General features: G+C 66.4%; 15 protein-coding genes and 1 pseudogene. 9 read left to right on the forward strand and 7 right to left on the reverse strand.

Annotation, left to right across the window (positions count from 1 at the left end; all coding sequences use genetic code 11):
- Positions 1–7 precede the first annotated feature (7 nt).
- Positions 8–772 carry an SOS response-associated peptidase gene (locus AC5Y5O_RS30725; RefSeq protein WP_096290911.1) on the reverse strand — a complete coding sequence of 255 codons (765 nt, stop codon included), beginning with the start codon at positions 770–772 and terminating at the stop codon, positions 8–10.
- A gap of 54 nt (positions 773–826) precedes the next feature.
- On the opposite strand from AC5Y5O_RS30725, the gene aroA reads away from it, so the two are divergent.
- Positions 827–2,125, forward strand: a complete 1,299-nt coding sequence (gene aroA, locus AC5Y5O_RS30730; RefSeq protein WP_500028663.1) for a 3-phosphoshikimate 1-carboxyvinyltransferase — start codon at positions 827–829, stop codon at positions 2,123–2,125.
- Positions 2,122–3,114, forward strand: coding sequence for a ribosome small subunit-dependent GTPase A (gene rsgA / locus AC5Y5O_RS30735; protein ID WP_096285334.1), 993 nt, complete (start codon positions 2,122–2,124; stop codon positions 3,112–3,114). The genes aroA and rsgA overlap by 4 nt, the downstream gene beginning before the upstream one ends.
- Here the strand turns inward: rsgA and AC5Y5O_RS30740 are convergent.
- Positions 3,101–3,574 (reverse strand): winged helix-turn-helix transcriptional regulator, encoded by a 474-nt coding sequence (locus AC5Y5O_RS30740; RefSeq protein ID WP_096290910.1) that lies wholly within the window; start codon positions 3,572–3,574, stop codon positions 3,101–3,103. The two genes, rsgA and AC5Y5O_RS30740, sit on opposite strands and share 14 nt — an antisense overlap.
- Positions 3,575–3,662: 88 nt before the next feature.
- Here AC5Y5O_RS30740 and AC5Y5O_RS30745 point away from each other — a divergent pair, with 88 nt between their 5' ends.
- The gene (locus AC5Y5O_RS30745; protein WP_500028664.1) at positions 3,663–4,862 is read left to right on the forward strand and encodes a thiolase family protein; all 1,200 of its coding nucleotides are present in this window, start codon (positions 3,663–3,665) and stop codon (positions 4,860–4,862) included.
- Between the two features lie 10 nt (positions 4,863–4,872).
- Here AC5Y5O_RS30745 and AC5Y5O_RS30750 read toward each other — a convergent pair whose 3' ends face one another.
- Positions 4,873–5,535 (reverse strand): TetR family transcriptional regulator, encoded by a 663-nt coding sequence (locus tag AC5Y5O_RS30750; RefSeq protein WP_500028665.1) that lies wholly within the window; start codon positions 5,533–5,535, stop codon positions 4,873–4,875.
- Positions 5,536–5,665: 130 nt separating this feature from the next.
- On the opposite strand from AC5Y5O_RS30750, the gene AC5Y5O_RS30755 reads away from it, so the two are divergent.
- From AC5Y5O_RS30755 to AC5Y5O_RS30765, 3 genes are all read left to right on the forward strand, one after another.
- The gene (locus AC5Y5O_RS30755; protein ID WP_500028666.1) at positions 5,666–8,665 is read left to right on the forward strand and encodes an MMPL/RND family transporter; all 3,000 of its coding nucleotides are present in this window, start codon (positions 5,666–5,668) and stop codon (positions 8,663–8,665) included.
- A 101-nt stretch (positions 8,666–8,766) separates the two neighbouring features.
- Positions 8,767–8,946, forward strand: a complete 180-nt coding sequence (locus AC5Y5O_RS30760; protein ID WP_500028667.1) for a hypothetical protein — start codon at positions 8,767–8,769, stop codon at positions 8,944–8,946.
- Positions 8,939–9,514, forward strand: coding sequence for a hypothetical protein (locus AC5Y5O_RS30765; protein WP_500028668.1), 576 nt, complete (start codon positions 8,939–8,941; stop codon positions 9,512–9,514). Before AC5Y5O_RS30760 ends, AC5Y5O_RS30765 begins: the two co-directional genes overlap by 8 nt.
- Before the next feature lie 7 nt (positions 9,515–9,521).
- Here AC5Y5O_RS30765 and AC5Y5O_RS30770 read toward each other — a convergent pair whose 3' ends face one another.
- Positions 9,522–10,013 carry a DUF2231 domain-containing protein gene (locus AC5Y5O_RS30770; protein ID WP_500028672.1) on the reverse strand — a complete coding sequence of 164 codons (492 nt, stop codon included), beginning with the start codon at positions 10,011–10,013 and terminating at the stop codon, positions 9,522–9,524.
- A 211-nt stretch (positions 10,014–10,224) separates the two neighbouring features.
- Here AC5Y5O_RS30770 and AC5Y5O_RS30775 point away from each other — a divergent pair, with 211 nt between their 5' ends.
- Positions 10,225–10,962 carry a VIT1/CCC1 transporter family protein gene (locus AC5Y5O_RS30775; protein WP_500028669.1) on the forward strand — a complete coding sequence of 246 codons (738 nt, stop codon included), beginning with the start codon at positions 10,225–10,227 and terminating at the stop codon, positions 10,960–10,962.
- 66 nt (positions 10,963–11,028) lie between these two features.
- Entirely contained in the window at positions 11,029–11,787 is a 759-nt protein-coding gene (locus AC5Y5O_RS30780; RefSeq protein ID WP_103175399.1) for an ANTAR domain-containing protein, read from the forward strand.
- Between the two features lie 50 nt (positions 11,788–11,837).
- Here the strand turns inward: AC5Y5O_RS30780 and AC5Y5O_RS30785 are convergent, their stop codons facing one another.
- From AC5Y5O_RS30785 to espB, 3 genes are read right to left on the reverse strand one after another with little or no spacing between them, the layout of a single operon-like run.
- The gene (locus tag AC5Y5O_RS30785) at positions 11,838–12,374 is read right to left on the reverse strand and encodes a hypothetical protein (RefSeq protein ID WP_096285318.1); all 537 of its coding nucleotides are present in this window, start codon (positions 12,372–12,374) and stop codon (positions 11,838–11,840) included.
- A 39-nt stretch (positions 12,375–12,413) separates the two neighbouring features.
- Complete coding sequence (locus AC5Y5O_RS30790; protein ID WP_500028670.1) at positions 12,414–14,390, reverse strand: EspK C-terminal domain-containing protein; 1,977 nt, start codon at positions 14,388–14,390, stop codon at positions 12,414–12,416.
- Positions 14,391–14,418: 28 nt separating this feature from the next.
- Entirely contained in the window at positions 14,419–15,936 is a 1,518-nt protein-coding gene (espB, locus tag AC5Y5O_RS30795) for an EspB family ESX-1 secretion system-associated protein (RefSeq protein ID WP_500028671.1), read from the reverse strand.
- Between the two features lie 312 nt (positions 15,937–16,248).
- Here espB and AC5Y5O_RS30800 point away from each other — a divergent pair.
- A pseudogene (locus tag AC5Y5O_RS30800) lies at positions 16,249–16,442 on the forward strand (DUF5134 domain-containing protein); the annotation flags it as partial.

Raw genomic sequence — 16,442 nt, forward strand, 5'->3', positions numbered from 1 at the left:
CTAGCGACTACAACAGCGTGATCTGTTCGGGTTCCGGCTCGGCCGGCTCGAGGAGTTGCGGCCCGTTGTTGCGGATGCTGTTCACCAGCCTCGACACCTCGCGCAGCTCGATGCCACGCACATCCGGAGCACGCGTCAGCAGTTCGGTGTTCAGCGGGGCATCGGGGTTCAACCAGTCATCCCAGTCGCGCTCGGCCAGCATCAGGGGCATCCGGTCGTGGACCGCGGCCAGCTCACCCACGGCGTCGGTGGTGATGATCGTGCAGCTCAGCAGCGGGTCCGCTTCCGTGTCCGGCTTCCAGACCGACCACAGACCGGCCATGAACAACGGCTCACCGTCGTCGCGATGCATGAAGAACGGCGTCTTGGCGGTCTTCTTGCCCGCAGCGTTGTCCGGATTGGGTCGCCATTCGTACCAGCCGTCCATCGGCACCAGGCAACGCTTGCTCTTGGCCGAGCCGCGGAAGGCCGGCGACGTGGCGACCTTGTCGGCGCGGGCGTTGATCAGCAGCGGCCCCTTGTTGTCCGGCCCGCCGTCGGGACCGGCCTTGACCCACGGCGGAACCAGTCCCCAGCGCATCAGCCGCACCCGGCGAGTCGGCTCGTCGTCCGGCTCGCTGTGGCGGGAGACCACCGTCGCGACCGTGGTCGTGGGGGCCACGTTGTAGTTGGGCTCCGACGCACGCTCCGTGGTACCGGTAGCTTCGTCGATCGCCTTGATCTTCTCGGCCAGCAGGGCCGGATCCGTCGTGACCGCAAACCGTCCGCACATGACTTCCATGGTGCCCCGAACCCACGACACCCGCCGACACGGCAGGATGAAGCCGTGAGCACCGACCCCTGGACGGCCCCCATCGCGCCGACGCCGGTGCACGCAACCGTGACCGTGCCGGGCTCGAAATCGCAGACCAACCGTGCGCTAGTGCTGGCGGGTCTATCGAGTGCGCAGGGCCAGAGCGCCTCCACCATCACCGGCGCGCTGCGCAGCCGCGACACCGACCTGATGATCGGCGCGCTCACCTCATTGGGCCTGCGCGTGGACGGGGACGGTTCCGAGCTGACGGTCAGCGGCCGGCTCGACCCCGGCCCCGGCGCCCGCGTGGACTGCGGCCTGGCCGGCACCGTATTGCGCTTCGTGCCGCCGCTGGCGGCGCTGGCGAACACTCCGGTGGAATTCGACGGCGACGAACAGGCCCGGGTCCGGCCGATCGCGCCGCTGCTGGATGCGCTGCGCGAACTGGGCGTGCCGATCGAGGGAACCGGCCTGCCGTTCCGGGTGCTGGGCAGCGGATCGGTCGCCGGTGGCACCGTGGCAATCGACGCGTCGGCGTCGTCACAGTTCGTCTCCGGCCTGTTGCTGTGCGGCGCGTCGTTCAGCAACGGCCTGACCGTGCAGCACACCGGTGCGTCGCTCCCCTCGGCTCCGCACATCGCGATGACCACCGTGATGCTGCGGCAAGCCGGAGTCGACGTAGACGATTCAGTGCCCAACCGCTGGCACGTGCGCCCCGGTACCGTCGCGGCCCGGCACTGGGAGGTCGAGCCGGACCTCACCAATGCCGTTGCGTTCCTGTCGGCGGCGGTGGTGACCGGCGGCAGCGTCCGTATCACCGGCTGGCCAGCAATGAGCGTACAACCCGCCAGCGACATTCTCGACGTGTTGAGCAAGCTGAATGCCGTTGTCACCCAAACTGATTCATCGCTCGAAGTGCAGGGCCCCGAGGGCTACGACGGCTTCGACGTCGACCTGCGCGACGTCGGCGAGTTGACGCCGTCGGTCGCGGCCCTGGCAGCGCTGGCAACCCCTGGTTCGGTGTCACGGCTTTCCGGCGTCGCCCATTTGCGGGGCCACGAGACCGACCGCCTGGCTGCCCTGAGCGCCGAGATCAACCGGCTGGGGGGTGACTGCCAGGAGACCGCCGATGGTCTGCTGATCACCTCGACCCCACTGCATTCCGGCATCTGGCGGGTGTACGCCGACCACCGGATGGCGATGGCCGGCGCGATCGTCGGGCTGCGAGTACCCGGAGTCCGGATCGACGACATCGGCGCCACCACCAAGACACTGCCGGAATTCGCCCAGTTGTGGGCGCGGATGCTGGCCGACGGGGAGTCCAGCGTTTGAGACCGGGTGACTACGACGAGTCCGACGTCAAGGTCCGATCCGGCCGGGGTTCACGACCCCGGACCAAAACCCGTCCCGAGCACGCCGACGCCGAGGCCGCGATGGTGGTCAGTGTCGACCGGGGCCGGTGGGGATGCGTGCTGAGCGAGCGGCCCGACTGCCGGGTCACCGCCATGCGGGCGCGCGAGCTGGGCCGCACCCCGATCGTGGTCGGCGACGACGTCGACGTGGTCGGCGACCTGTCCGGACGGCCGGACACACTGGCTCGCATCGTGCGTCGCGGTCCGCGGCGAACGGTGTTGCGGCGCACCGCCGATGACACCGATCCCACCGAGCGGGTGGTGGTCGCCAACGCCGATCAACTGCTGATAGTGGTGGCCCTGGCCGATCCGCCGCCGCGCACCGGGCTGGTCGACCGTGCGCTGATCGCGGCGTATGCCGGTGGGTTGACGCCGATCCTGTGCCTCACCAAGACCGACCTCGCCCCGCCCGAGCCGTTCGCGAAACAGTTCGCGGATCTGGACCTGACGGTGGTCGCCGCGGGCCGCGACGATCCGCTGCTGGCGGTGGCGGACCTGCTCGCCGGCAAGATCACAGTGCTGCTGGGACACTCCGGAGTGGGTAAGTCCACACTGGTGAATCGCCTTGTGCCAGAAGCTGATCGGGCGGTTGGTGAGGTCACCGACATCGGCAGGGGCCGACACACCTCAACGCAGTCGGTCGCGCTGCCGCTGAAACCGACGCGAGCGGGTTCGGGCTGGGTGATCGATACTCCGGGCATCCGCTCGTTCGGACTGGCCCATATCCGGCCCGACGACGTGCTGATGGCGTTCTCGGATCTGGCCGAGACCGTGCAGGATTGCCCACGCGGATGCGGCCACATGGGACCGCCGGCCGACCCGGAGTGTGCGCTGGACACGCTCTCCGGTCCCGCCGTTCGCCGAGTCGAGGCGGCCCGCCGGCTGCTCGCGGCGCTCAGGGAGACTTAGCCAGCCGCATGCCGAGCTCGTCGGGCGGCACCAGATGGCCTTCGGTGCATCGAATTTCGACGCCGGCCTCGGCGCCACAGCCCAGATGGGTGAGTCGCAGCCGGTGACGGCCCGGCAGGTGCTGTCGCCCCCATTCGAACAGCGCCCAGACCACCGGCATGAAATCGATGCCGGCCTCGGTCAGCACGTATTCCTCGCGGCTGCGCTGCCCCGGCTCCTGATAGGGCCGGCGCGCCAGTAACCCCAGCTCGACCAGCTCGGACAGGCGTGCCGAGGTGGCCGCCTTGGTGATACCGACGCGGTGGGCGAAATCGTCGAACCGAGTGGTGCCGTAGTACGCCTCGCGCATGATCAGCATTGCGGACTTGGTGCCGACCACCGCCATCGTCTTCTCGATCGCGCACTGACCGACCGCCGACCACTTCTCCCGATCCGCCAGGGCGCCTTGCAGAAATGTCATGTAGATCACCTCCCGTCTGGGTTGATTTTAGTATACCTAGGCGTTTACCCGGGTATAGCAAGTAATACTCAGGACTCGAGGAGGAGTCATGACCGTATTCTCGACCGGTTCCCAGGGCCGCGACGCCGTGATCGTCGGCGCCGTCCGCACCCCGATCGGCAAGGGCAAGGCCAGCGGTGCACTGCACGACGTGCTGCCCGTCGACCTGTTGGCGCACAGCCTGCGCGAACTGGTGGCCCGCACCGGCGTGGACCCGGCACAGGTTGACGATGTCATCGCCGGGGCCGTCACCCAGGTCGGCGATCAGGCGGTCAACATCGCGCGGAATGCGTTGTTGGGCGCGGGTTTCCCCGAGTCGGTTCCCGGCGTCACGATCGACCGGCAGTGCGGCAGCAGCCAGCAGGCCATCAGCTTCGCCGCCCAGGGCGTCATCGCAGGCGCCTATGACCTGGTGATCGCCGCGGGCGTGGAGTCGATGAGCCGCGTGCCGATGGGCACCCAGGTCTTGCCGGGCAGTGACCCGTTCGGCGAGGGTATGGCCGCGCGCTACCCCGAAGGCCTAGTGCCGCAGGGCATTAGCGCCGAGCTGATCGCGGCGAAGTGGGGCTTTTCGCGCACCCAGCTCGACGAGTTCTCCGCCGGCAGTCACGACAAGGCCGCCCGCGCCACCAAGGACGGGTTGTTCGAGAACGAGCTGATCCCGATCGCCGGCCTGCACACCGACGAGATCATTCGTCCCGCGACCACGGTCGAGACGCTGGCCACGCTGAAGCCCGCGTTCTACAGCGAGAAGATGGAACAGCGCTTCCCACAGATCAATTGGGAGATCACGCCGGGCAACTCGTCGCCACTTTCGGACGGGAGCGCCGCGGTGCTGATCACCACCAGCGAGGTCGCCAAGAAGCTGGGCCTGCGTCCGCTGGCGCGCATCCACACGACGACCGTGGTGGGCGATGACCCGCTCTACATGCTGACCGGCGTCATCCCCGCGACCGAAAAGGTCTTGCAGCGAGCGGGATTGACGCTCGCCGATATCGACCTGTTCGAGGTCAACGAGGCCTTCGCGCCCGTCGTGCTGGCCTGGGCTCACGACACCGGGGCCGACCTGGCCAAGACCAACGTGAACGGCGGCGCCATCGCGATCGGACATCCGTTGGGCGCCAGCGGCGCTCGCATCATGACCACCATGGTCAACGCTTTGGAGCAGCGCGGCGGCCGGTACGGGTTGCAGACGATGTGCGAGGGCGGCGGCATGGCCAACGCCACGATCATCGAGCGGCTTGGGTAGGCACGAGGACCTAGCGTTCGTCGGCTCGCCCACCGTCACCCGGTGGCGCGAGTCGACGTTCGAGGGCGCCGGCGATGTCGGTGGTGGTCACCACGAGGGCGGTCATGAATTCGATGAGCTGAGCTCGACTGACGTCGATCTGTTGCCTGTACCACTGGGTTACCAGTTCGAGAAGACCGCTGATAACCGTCAGCGCGGTCATCATGACGTTGTCGTCGGTTCCGGCGGTCTCCCCAAGTAATGCGCGCACCTGCCCGACCATGACCTGAGTAAGGACGTCGATTACCTCGCGGCGACGGCCGGCAAGCGCTTCGGCGGTTTGCAGCTCGATCAGTAACGCCGAGCGCCGTCGGTCCTCGTCGATGAACGCGAACGCGAACTCGATGACTGCCCGCGCCCGGGGTTTGAGGTCGGCCGACGAGTCCGCGACCACCGCCATGATCCCGGCCAGCGCACGGGTGAATTGGTCCTCGAACGTCGCGATCAGAAGCTCCTGGCAGTCGTGGAAGCTTTCGTAGAAGTAACGGTCATTGAGCCCCGCGCGGGCACTGATGGCACGCACGCGCAGGTTGCCCACACCATGCTCGGCAATCGCGTCGAGAGACGCCTCGATAAGCCGTTGCCGGCGTTGCTCACGTCGCTGGTCAGCGGTCAGTCCGCGATGGACAGCCATAAACCTCCGGTCGGAAGGGCGGGTTGCGCCGCGTCCCACTTTGGTGAAGGATCTCACCAAAGTGGGATTTGGTGAAACACTTCACCAAAGATAGCCAAAGTTATTCAGGGGCAACAGGGGTGGGCCGGCGATGACGAGTGTGCGCGAGCGTGTCACGGGACTTCGTGAACTGGGACGACGGGCGCCGCGCCGGGCCGACCCCCCACGTGAATACAGCCCAGGTCTTGCGGCGTTGGGCCGCTTCTCGATGAGACACAAAACCGGCGTGGTCGGCGCGTGGGTCGGTGCGGCGGTGATCCTCGCCGTGGTCTTTCCACAGCTGGAGACCGTCGTGCGGGAGCAGTCGGTACAGCTCCTGCCCAATGAGGTTCCGTCGTTTCACGCGCTCGACGCGATGGCGACGGCGTTCAACGAGGGTGGTGCTAAGACATCGATTGTCGTCGCGATGGCGGACCCGGCCGGGCTGACCCCGTCGGCGCGGCAACGCTACGACGCCCTGGTGGCCGCGCTGCGCGCCGACAAATCGCACGTCCTGCTGGTCCAGGATCTGCTCACCGACCCGATCACCAGACCCCAAACGGTCAGCAAAGACGGAAAGGCCTGGTTCCTACCGGTCGGGATCGCGGGCACACTGGGCGACCCCAAGGCCGCCGAGTCGGTCGATGCCGTGCGGGCCAGCACATCCGCGGTGCTCGGCGGGTCTTCGACCACCGCCTATGTCACCGGCCCGGCTGCGACGTTTCACGACGAGATCGCCGCTGCCGAGCACGACCTGCTGATCATCTCCGTTGCCACCGCCGGCCTCATCGCGCTCATCCTGCTGCTGGTCTATCGATCGGTGTTCACCGCACTGCTGCCGTTGCTGGTCATCGGTGCCAGCGTGGCCGTCGGCAGAGGTGTCTTGTCGGCCCTGGGCGAGTGCGGCCTGCCCGTCTCCCAGGTCACCGTCGGGTTCATGACCGCCGTGTTGTTGGGCGCGGGCACCGACTACAGCGTCTTTCTGATCAGCCGTTATCACGAACAACGGCGACAGGGCGTCGCACCGGAACAAGCCATCAGCCACGCCTGCGGCAGCATCGGGCGCGTCATCCTGGCCTCGGCAGCCACCGTCGCCTTTGCATTGGCCGCCATGGTGGTTGCCCGCCTCAGCATCTTCCAGGGGGTGGGCCCGGCCTGTGCCATCGCCGTGCTGATCGGGTTTCTTGCCACCATCACGCTGTTGCCGCCGCTACTGGTGGTGGCCGCAAAACGCGGTATCGCCGAGCCGCGCGCGGATCAGTCCCGGCACTACTGGACTCGCGTGGCTGTCGTCGTGGTGCGGCGCCCGTGGCCGGTACTGTCCGCCAGTCTGGTCGTTTTGCTCGCCCTGGCCGGTGTCGCGGCAACGATGAAGATCAGCTACGACGACCGCAAGGGCCAACCCGCCGGCACCGCCAGCAACCGGGGCTACCAGTTGCTCGACCGACACTTTCCCAAAGACACCGTGATGAACGAATTTCTGCTGGTTGAGTCCAAGAGTGACATGCGAACCGCAAAAGGCCTCGCCGACCTCGATCAGATGGCCTCCCGCCTGGCCCAACTGCCTGGGGTGACCCGCGTTTCCGGTGTCACGCGCCCGACCGGCAAGCGGCTCGATCAAGCCCAATTGTCTTGGCAGAACAAACAAATCGGTGACAAAATGGCCGGCGCGGTCGCCGACGGTGAGGCTCACGAGGACGACCTTGCCAAGCTCACCCACGGAGCCGACCAGCTGGCCGCCGGCCTGGGCCAACTCGACACCACCCTGCGCCGCGCACTCACCCCGGTCGCCGGCCTGCTGAGCCAAGCCCAAAACGTGGGGCAAAAGCTGCAGAACCACCGCCCGCTGCTCGAGTCGGGGTTGCGCCCCCTGGCCCAACAGGCTGCCGCCGCCATCGCGGCCATCGATCCGCTCGTCGAAGGCCTCAACACCTCGCCCTGGTGTGTGACCACACCACAGTGCGCGCAACTGCGCGACGAAACGCAAGTATTGGTGGCGTTGCGCAACGGCGGATTCTTCGACCAGGTTGCCGAGCTCAGCCAGAACACCACGCTGTCAACCACTCTCAGCAGTATTCAAACCGCCGCCAACACCATGCAGCAGATCCTCGGCACTACCGGCGACCCGGCCGACATCGTCGGCAATATCCACCGGCTCCAGGACGGCATCGGTCAACTCGCGTGGGGCGCTCGAGCGCTGGCCACCGGCGTGCACGCCCTCGCCGATAGCAACATCCAGATGCTCAGCGGCATGAGCAAGATCGCCGCCCAATTGCAAAGCTCGGCGCGTGCCACCTCGGAATCGGACGCCGCCTCGGGTTTCTACCTCCCCCCAGACGCCTTCGATAACCGCCAATTCGGCGATTTGGCACGTCATTTCGTTTCTCCCGACGGACGCACTGTCCGATTCGCCGTCGCCTCTTCCTACGATCCTTACTCGGCCGATGCGATGGCCCTGAACCAGCGCATCATCGAGACGGCCAACGCCGCCCGGCCCAATACCTCGCTGTCCGACGCCGCGATGTCGACGGCCGGTTTCCCTGCCATCAACTCCGATCTGCAACGCATGCTGAGCGCCGACTTCGAGCGTCTGGGAACGGCGACGCTGATCATCGTCGGTGTCATCTTGATCCTGCTGCTACGTTCCGTCGTCGCCCCGCTCTACCTGCTGGGCACTGTCGTGGTGAACTATCTGGCCGCCCTCGGCTTGGGAGTCCTGGTGTTCCAGTACGGACTGGGTCACGAGATCGCTTGGCCGGTACCGCTTTTGGCGTTTGTATTGCTGGTAGCCGTGGGTGCTGACTACAACTTGCTGCTCATGTCCCGGCTACGCGAAGAAGCCAGCCACAATATTCGCGTCGGTGTGCTGCGCACCGTCGTCAGCACCGGTTCCGTGATCACCTCGGCTGGCATCATCTTTGCCGTCAGCATGTTCGGACTGATGGTTGGATCCGTCGACATCCTGGTCCAAGCCGGATTCATCATCGGCTCAGGGCTGCTACTGGACACCTTCGTGGTCCGAACACTGACCGTCCCCGCCATCGCCACTCTCCTACGCGAAAAGAGTTGGTGGCCTACACCGACACGGAGCTATCGCGACGACATCGGTTAGACGCTTCGGCGCGTAAAGAAAAGGACCATCGACCCTAGAAGCTCCCGACCCGCCCGCGCATCGTCTGTCTCAAGGATCATCTGACGAAGGGAGCGCCGGCGGTGTGTGGCTGGGGCTGGATGTGGAACGACGGTGGCTGGGCCTGGGGCGGCGTCGCGATGTACCTCGTGTTGGCAGCGCTTCTGGTGACGGTGGTGGTCGTGGTGGCCTTCGCGATGCGCGATGTGATTCGCAACCAGGACAAGGGCGCCGGATCTTCGGTGTCTGGCCGCGATGGCTAGGTTGACGCGACGGGCGGCCCTCGTCGCGCTCGGTTCGATCGCGGCGAGCAGCGTCGTAGGTCTCGGCTATGTCCTTCGCAACCTGTTTGAACCGTCCTCGGCCGTCCGCCTCACCGACGGAGACGGTTTCATGGGCGCCGGTCACATGGACATGAGCCGCTACCTGGAAATGTTCAAGCGACACAACGAGATCAGCCGTGTGGTCGAAGACATTCCCGGCGGCGTGCGCACCACTACCGAATCGAAGTCCGCGGACCTGACCGCCCAACTGCAGGAGCACGTCTCGAGCATGTATGCCCACCTCGACCAGGGAACCGAGGTGATGTGCATGAGCCAAAGCCTGCCGGTTCTTTTCCGTCACGCCGGTGGTTATCGCCGCCAGCTCACGCTGACCCCTGACGGCGTGATCGCCGAAGAGACCGCAGACGATCCCGCGCTCACGGAAACCATCCGGGCACACGCCCGAGAGGTCACCGGATTTGTGAACGACGGCATGCCGGCCATGATGCAGGGAATGATGGGGCCGGGCGGCATGATGGGTCCCGGCGGCATGATGAGACCGCCCTGAATCGCCACTACTTGCTGTTGGCCTGTTTCAGGTGCGCTATCTCGTTGCCCCACACCGAATCCGCGCCCGCATCGCCGATCCGGTAGATCTGAACCATCGTCGCGACGGCGACGACGAGCGTGACAATTGCGACCGCGGCGCTGACGCCCACGTGACGCGGGCCGAATCGGCGTTCGGCCAACCCGAGCGCCAAAAGCACGGCGGCAACGATCAATAAGGCAACAGCAAAATAGATCATGGTGTCGCCCAGCTCGGCGTGCTCGCGCAGAACCGGACTCGGATTGCGCCGCAAGTCATACAGCCATCCACCGGCGTCGGCCGTGATCGGTGTCAGCACCGCCGTCACGACGGCGAGTATGCCGGTCAACCAGACGAGATGTCCCCGCCGGCCGGCAGGCCATAGGGCGCAAACGATCTCCAGCAGAGCCGTCAGTGGCGCAAGCACCACGAGGAAATGCACCAGCAGCACATGGGCGGGTAAGCCATGAATGACCGTCATGAAGGTCCTTTGCGAAGTCGAAATACCTCGGGCGCCAACGTCGTGGCTTGTCCGGCGGCTGGCTGGAACGGACGCCCAGTGAGGTCGGGCGAGCGTGATCATAACGTCGTTCACCGCTGCAAAGGCAAAGCTAAATATGGCTACTCGGACAAAGTTTGATGAGGCTGCACTTGCTGGCGCGACAGGGTGCAAATGCGCTTGGCTAGGCGACATGGGTGACGAGCAGCCACTTCAGCAAGTCGAAACAACGCATGCGGCCGAACCGCATGCCGGGCACAGCTCAGGCCGGCTGAACAGCCTTCGGGCGGCCGTGTTGGGCGCCAACGACGGCATCGTTTCGGTAGCCAGTCTGGTGGTCGGTGTGGCCGGGGCGACCTCAGAGCGCGGCCCGATCTTCACCGCCGGACTGGCTGCCCTGGTGGGCGGGGCGGCCTCGATGGCGCTGGGTGAATTCGTGTCGGTGTCGAGCCAGCGGGACAGCGAGAAGGCGCAGCTCGCGACCGAGCGACATGAGCTACGGCACATACCCGAGGCCGAATTGGCCGAGCTCACCGCCATCTATCGGGACCGGGGCCTATCGGCTGAAACCGCAGCGCAAGTGGCCAAGGAGCTGACAGAGCACGATGCACTGACCGCGCACGCGCACGCCGAACTCAACATCAACCCCGAGGAGCTGGCCAACCCGTGGCAGGCCGCCGCGGCGTCGGCGGCGTCGTTCATCATCGGAGCGCTGCTACCGCTGATATCGATCCTATTGCCGCCCACTGCCTTTCGGGTTCCGGTGACATTTGTCGCGGTGCTCGCCGCCCTGGCGCTCACCGGTGCGCTCAGCGCCCGGATCGGCGGTGGCAGCGTACGCCGGGCGGTGTTGCGGGTCGTGCTCGGAGGGGCGGCGGGCCTCGCGTTCACCTACGGCATCGGCCATCTCTTCGGCACCGCGGTCCAGTAGTAGTAACGCGGTCTCACGTCGCCGCGGAGCGGATTCGAAAATGACCAGAAGGGGTACTCCCGCGCCATGTATGCGCCGCGTCGAGTGCTGGACCAGCATCGTTTCGATGCCGTGTCAGCGGCGCTGGCACCGGAAGCGTCCGACGCGGCGCTGATGTTGCTCGACCGCGACCTGCGTATCCGCGGCGTCAATGCGACCTACGAAATCCTTTCGTTGCGTCCGCGCGGCGAACTGATTGGCGAACTCGTGTCCGACGTGTTTCCGGACAACCCCGACGACGCGCAGGCCAGCGGCACGGCGCAGCTTGCCGCGTCGGTGGAATCGGCGATGCGCCGGCGGGGAACCGACAGCATGCCAATCGTGCGGTACGACATCACCGACCCACAGGATCCGGACGTCTTTCTGCCGAAGCTGTGGACATGCCAGAACGTCGCGGTCGACGACGGCGACGAGCAATTCGGGGTGCTGCACCAGGTAGCCGAGGTCACCTCACTCGACGACGCGTTGTCGGCGCTATCGCAGAACGTCGCCGGCGGTGAGTCACTCGTGGCGGCCGAACACATGCACGTGCTGGCGGCGCTGGCCGCCAAGGCCCGGCAGGACGAGAGCCGGTCGCGGGCGATGGCCGGCGAGATCGAGCAGCTGCACCGGGCAGTCGAAACCCGCGACATCATCGGCCAGGCCAAGGGCATGCTGATGGAGCGGTTTTCTGTCGACGCGGCAGCGGCATTCGAGCTGTTGGCGAAGCTGTCGCAGGAGGCGAACACCCGACTGGTGGACATCGCCCGCAAGCTCGTCGAAATGGACCATCCCAGCACGCCATAGTAACGGCGTTGCCCGGCAATCTCTTTGGCGCGCGCCCGGGCGGGGCGAGATCAGAGCCAGCCGGTGCGTGCGGCGGCAACGGGCTCGGCGGGCGCGGGGGCCAATTCCCCGTCTCGCACGCCATCGAGCATCCGCTTCACCGCCGCGACAATGTCCGGGGCGGCCGCGGCGAGTCCGGCCTTATCGGCCTCGGGAACCTCGTCAGGTTCGACGCCCGCCCGCGCCAGCACGGCGGCCGGATCAGCCAGCTGCTCGGCCAACCACGACACCGGGTCGGCTGACAGCTCGGGGACGAAGTGCCGGCGCCCGGGCTCCCAGCCCTTGAATTTGGGGTGGTGATGGGCCCGGTCCAGCGTCCCCGGCGGGCTCTCGGTGGACCCGAACAGATCCACCCGCCAGACCGGACGGTTGAAGGCGATCGGAATGCCCGCGTATATCGATCCCCGCGGCTCGGCCCGATCGACGACTCGGAGTTCCAGTCTGACTCCGCGTTCCGGGGTTTCCTGGCCTTCGTTCGGGGTCGGGTCGACGAAGAACATATCCCCGACGACCACGCCCAGGGTTTCGAATCCAAACGCTGCAAGCATGTTTCCGAGAGTAGACCTTGGCGGTAGGTGCGCGGAGACTCACGACACCGGAGACAACGCGGCGTCGAGCAGCCCAGCGAGATTGTTCCAGTACAGCCAGTCGGCGATGGCGCTGCGCAGTTCTGCGGGGTCGGCCGCGGCGTGCGCATCGCCGCGGACAACGTGCTGGGCGTGAGCGACGTAGGCGGCAAAAGCCTGCAGGTGCGGCGCCTGACGACGCGGGTCGTTGCTGACCATCGGCTTCATCACCTGTAGCCACTTCATGAAGCGCTCGTCCGCGGGCGGGTTCGCTTCCGCCGGTGGTAGAAGTTCACGCAGACGCGCGTCGGGCGTCTGCGCCAGCCGCTCGGCCGCTTCGGGATTCACCACCTCCAATCGCGACCGGCCGACCATCCGCCCGCTGTCCGGGATGTCATCGGCGTTGAGTACCACCTTCGCCACGCCCGGGTCGGAATCGGCCAACTGCTCTTCGGTGGCGATCACCGCGCGCAACGTCATGTCGCGCTGAGTCGCCCAACTTTGCACGGCGACCACCGGATAGGTGGCCCAGCGAGCCCGCTCGGCGGGCGGAATCGCGTCATCGGCCGTGGCCATGCACACCCGCTCGGGCAACTGCACGCCATCCGGGATATAGGCCAGCCCATAGCTGTTGGCCACCACGATCGCGCCGTCGGTGGTCACGCCGGTCACCCAGAAGAAGCCGAAGTCCGGCGGCCTGTCACCGAGGGGTGCGTTCAATGCCGCCGCGATGCGCCGCGCCAACTGCAGCGGATCGGCGCCGCGTCGGCGTGCCGCGTCGGCAGTTGCCGCCTCGGCCACCGCGTCGCGTTCAAGACGAGCCGGTGAGACCGGAATCGCCGCGACCCCGGCGACTTCCGCAACGTGAGCCGCATCCCTCGACTGTGCGACGCGATCGTCACGCGGCGCCCGGCGACGCGTTGCCGCGGCCGGTCGGACACCCGAAGACTGCCCCGGGGACACTCGCCCGGCCCCGCCGCCCACGGCCGGCACCGCGCCACCACCCGGCCCGCCACCCGACGCAACGGACCCGCCCGCTCCACCACCGCCTGCGGCTCCCGGCACGGCCGGCATCGCCGGCATGACACCCGCGCTGGCAGGTGCAACCCGCGGTGAATCATCATGCGGCCCAACCTCGTACGGCTGCGCATCCGGCAACGCCGACCCATCCGGATCGTCGGCACCGCCCTCCCGCGATACTGTCGCCGGCCGGCGGACGGTACCCGCGGTTGCGGGGCCGCCGACCTGTGTCGGGTGACCAGGCGCGCTGGCACCGGCCGTCGCCGGCATAGCGGGAATGATTGCCGGAGTTGGCAACTGGCCGCCTACCGGAATTCCGGGCAACGACGGCCCGGCGGGCGGGGACGCAATCGGTCCAGCGACCGGCGGTGCGACCGGTCCCGGCAGCGCGGGGCTGGAATCTGACGGGTCTTCATCCCCCGGCCCCAGCGGTGGCGCCTTCTGGTCAAGCAAGTCTTGCAGCGCGCCCGACGGGGGTTTCCACGCCTTGCTCGCCAGAATCTGCTCGGCGGTTATGGTCACCACCGCGACATTCGCCTCGTGGGTGGCAGTGACCACCGCGCTGATCGCTTCGGTCCGTTCAGCTTCGGTCAGCCTGAACTCATTCGCCAATGCCTTGATCTTGGTCTCGGCGACTTCGACGTTGTCATAGATGTCGGACTTGGCCTGAATGATCGACCTGCCGATGTTTCTGTGCCAGGTGATCACGGTGGCAAGACCGTCTTGCAGTGACGTCAGTGCTTCGATGAGTGTTCCCACTTGACGATTGGCGGCACCGGAGGCGCTTCCCGACCACACATCGCCATCGAAGATGGCCAGCTGTTGCCGGTGGCAGTTATCCGCGACGTCGCTGACCGTTCGCAGAACCTGCATGTACTGCGCCGCCCGGTCAAAGTTGATGTCCTCGTCGGACTCTGGCCATCCGTTCGGGGCAAGCATCTTCTCGGCATGCTCACCCGTCGGCGGCGCCAACCCCATCGATCACTCCTCGTTCCACGACTGCCGGCTACTGCTTGGGCACTTCCTTGGCACCCCGCAGACCGATGACGCCCTCAGTCCAGGACCGCTGCTCGGTGTAAAGCGCCTCCTCGTCCCCTTGCACGCGTTTGGCTTTGCCGGTGCCCTTGTCGCCACCCGCGGCGGGAGCCCCGCCCATACCGCCGCCCATCGCGCCCGCGCCCGGGACGCCTCGGCCGACGATTGCGGGCCCGGCTGCCGCTCCCGCGGCAGCGGCGCGTGCGGGCGCGCCGTCTTCTCCCCAGGATTGCAACGGCGTGCCCGGCACACCGGCCCCGCCGAAGGATGCCGGCTTGACCCCGCCACCGTGCGGAAGCTTCGGTGCGCCTTGGCCTTTCATGTCCCGTAGCGCCTCGGCCAGCTGCGGATCGGGCGTCTGTGCCGTCGAGGGCATCATCGGCATCATCGGTGTCGATGGAATGAACGGCAGACCCCCCTGATCACCGGAAGGGGTGGGCGGCCCAGGCGCCGGCTTGTCGTCGGGTATCCAGTCCGGCCGCGGCGGCGGCTTGAGAACATGAGACTTCTTGATGTCTTCATCGCTCGGCCGCACCGACGGCTTCCACGGCTTGGGCGGATCGATTTTCTTGGCGCTGGGCGGCGCCGTCGGATTCACTTGCGACACCGGCAAACCCGATTTGCCGCGGAAATCAGTGAGCAGAGCCAGGGAGTTTTTCGACGCCTCGTTGTACGTTGTCATAAACGTTTCGTAGCCGGAGTGCATATTGGCTCTGGCCCACGCCTCGAGCTCGACCAAGCTCTTGTAATCCCACTTCACCCGCTTCCCGTGGCGAGCGTCCTTGCCCCAGACGTGTTGCTTGCGCAAGGCGCGGAACTCGTCGGCGACCGTTTGAGCCTGACGAGACATCTGATCGCTGAATCTCGCCATATTGTCCAACCACGTCCGCTGCAATTCGAAATTCTCCCCGACGGCGGTGGCAGCCTCACCTTCCCATTCTCGGAAGGGCCGGAAACGATCGCGGGCTCGCCGCAACGCGTCGTGGTATTTAGCCCATTGTTCGGCGAAGCGATCAAACGATGCGCCTTGATCCATTTGTTCGAGTTCCAAGGCCGCCTGTTCGAGGTTGTGTAGCCCGTCCATCGCCTCTTCCGGCACGTCTTGGTTCGGAGCAACGCCGGCGCCGAACATCGCGGCGCCGGCATCGCCGGGCCCGGGCCCGGGCATGGCCACACCCGACAGCGGCGTTTCGTTGCGCAACGCCGCTGCCGCATCTTCGTCGACGTGGCGATATGCCTTGGCCGCATTCCGCAGCGACTGGGCCAGGTCTTTGCGCGACTTTTCGAACAGCCCTAGGTAATAGCGCATGTTGTCAGCGGAATAACCGAGGTCTTTGGCACCTTGTTTGACAATCGCCAGGCCGCACGGAGGTTGGGGGACTTCGGTGGGTATGCCTCGTCCTTGCTGATCCACCAGCGGCGCTTCCAACTCGTTCGCCCGAGCTATCAGTTCCTCGTAGACGACCTTCGTCATCACCGGTCCGGTCATGGCGAATCACCTCCTAGCTGCCACAGGGCACGACGAATGAGCGCGCGACCAAAGTCCGGTGAAATTCCATCACGGCCGAGCTGCGACAACTGGCGAATCAGCAACGCCGATTACCGGCCATCTCAGCATCCCTTCAACGACACCTCGACGTCGCCCGAAGTTAGCCTAACTTGAGCCCGCGGCAGCTACCCGCACCAATATCCAGGCCATGTTGCCGCGTCGCCCCGGCCGACTCGACACGCTGGCGCGCTGCTTGACCTTGGTACCCTACGGGGGTACCGTCCAGCCCATGTTGGACGGCGCGGCCGGCTCTTGATCGGCGACTGCACGCTGCGGTGGATTGTCACCGCGCTCTTCGGTGTCAGCATTGCGACCTACGTCTATCTCCTTGTCGCCCAACGTGACCGATCGACAAGCACGATCGACCATCTGTTGCACCTGACGATGGCCGCCACAATGATCCTGATGGCATGGCACATCGGAGGGGATGTCTCGACGGCCGCGCC

The organism is Mycobacterium sp. NGS40, from assembly GCF_059812735.1.

Coding starts and splice junctions, on each gene's coding strand:
- AC5Y5O_RS30725 (WP_096290911.1), bottom strand. CDS start 772: ATGTGCGGACGGTTTGCGGTCACGACGGATCCGGCCCTGCTGGCCGAG.
- AC5Y5O_RS30740 (WP_096290910.1), bottom strand. CDS start 3,574: ATGACATTTCTGCAAGGCGCCCTGGCGGATCGGGAGAAGTGGTCGGCG.
- AC5Y5O_RS30745 (WP_500028664.1), top strand. CDS start 3,663: ATGACCGTATTCTCGACCGGTTCCCAGGGCCGCGACGCCGTGATCGTC.
- AC5Y5O_RS30750 (WP_500028665.1), bottom strand. CDS start 5,535: ATGGCTGTCCATCGCGGACTGACCGCTGACCAGCGACGTGAGCAACGC.
- AC5Y5O_RS30755 (WP_500028666.1), top strand. CDS start 5,666: ATGACGAGTGTGCGCGAGCGTGTCACGGGACTTCGTGAACTGGGACGA.
- AC5Y5O_RS30765 (WP_500028668.1), top strand. CDS start 8,939: ATGGCTAGGTTGACGCGACGGGCGGCCCTCGTCGCGCTCGGTTCGATC.
- AC5Y5O_RS30770 (WP_500028672.1), bottom strand. CDS start 10,013: ATGACGGTCATTCATGGCTTACCCGCCCATGTGCTGCTGGTGCATTTC.
- AC5Y5O_RS30775 (WP_500028669.1), top strand. CDS start 10,225: ATGGGTGACGAGCAGCCACTTCAGCAAGTCGAAACAACGCATGCGGCC.
- AC5Y5O_RS30780 (WP_103175399.1), top strand. CDS start 11,029: ATGTATGCGCCGCGTCGAGTGCTGGACCAGCATCGTTTCGATGCCGTG.
- AC5Y5O_RS30785 (WP_096285318.1), bottom strand. CDS start 12,374: ATGCTTGCAGCGTTTGGATTCGAAACCCTGGGCGTGGTCGTCGGGGAT.
- AC5Y5O_RS30790 (WP_500028670.1), bottom strand. CDS start 14,390: ATGGGGTTGGCGCCGCCGACGGGTGAGCATGCCGAGAAGATGCTTGCC.
- espB (WP_500028671.1), bottom strand. CDS start 15,936: ATGACCGGACCGGTGATGACGAAGGTCGTCTACGAGGAACTGATAGCT.